The 884-nt window shown below is 52.3% G+C and carries 1 pseudogene; it reads left to right on the top strand.

What is annotated here, in order from left to right:
• Positions 1-834: pseudogene (locus DXZ20_RS05035) on the top strand (hypothetical protein); the annotation flags it as partial.
• Between the last annotated feature and the right edge of the window lie 50 nt (positions 835-884).

Below are 884 nucleotides of genomic sequence, written 5' to 3'. Positions count from 1 at the left end.
CCCGAAGCCCTAGAGGTCACTCGACAAATCCAAGCTGAATCTTATCGGTCGATTGCCCTGAGCGCGATGGCTCAGCACCTCCCAGAACCGCTCTGGCCTGAAGCGCTGGAGGTCACTCGACAAATTCAAGCTGAATATTCTCGGGCACATGCCCTGCGTGCGATGGCTCAGCACCTCCCAGAACTCTGGCCCGAAGCCCTAGAGGTCACTCGACAAATCCAAGCTGAATCTTATCGGTCGATTGCCCTGAGCGCGATGGCTCAGCACCTCCCAGAACTCTGGCCTGAGACATTGGAGGTCACTCGACAAATCCAAACTGAATATGATCGGTCGATTGCCCTGAGCACGATGGCTCAGCACCTCCCAGAACCGCTCTGGCCTGAAGCGCTGGAGATGACATGCCAAATCCAAGATGAATCGTCTCGGTCGCGTGCTCTGAGTGCGATGGCCGAGCACCTGCCAGAGGCGCTCTGGCCTGAAGCGCTGGAGATGACATGCCAAATCCAAGATGAATCGTCTCGGTCGCGTACCCTGAGTGCGATGGCCGAGCACCTACCCGAGGCACTCTTGCCCGAAGCGCTGGAAGTCATATGGGACATTAAAGATAAATACTACTGCGCCAGTGCATTACAAAGCTTTTTACCCTACTTAGAGCAACTTGCGATGTCATTTATTCAGTGGAGTGGCGTTCTTGAAATGTTGGCCTATCAGAATCGCGCTCATTTACTCTCTGCATTATCTAAGAGTAGACGTACGCTCGTAAGGCTGAGTAGCGAGCAAGCGTTTTCTGATACTTTGCAGGCTGTCCGAGATGTTTGCCAACAATGGCCTTAATCAGTTCTCAGCCCCAGTATTCAAAAAGAAAAGAAAGAGATAGTTTTTAT

Source organism: Adonisia turfae CCMR0081 (genome assembly GCF_011009555.1).
GTDB lineage: Bacteria > Cyanobacteriota > Cyanobacteriia > Phormidesmidales > Phormidesmidaceae > Leptothoe > Leptothoe turfae.
This window is presented reverse-complemented; position numbering and strand designations above follow the sequence as displayed.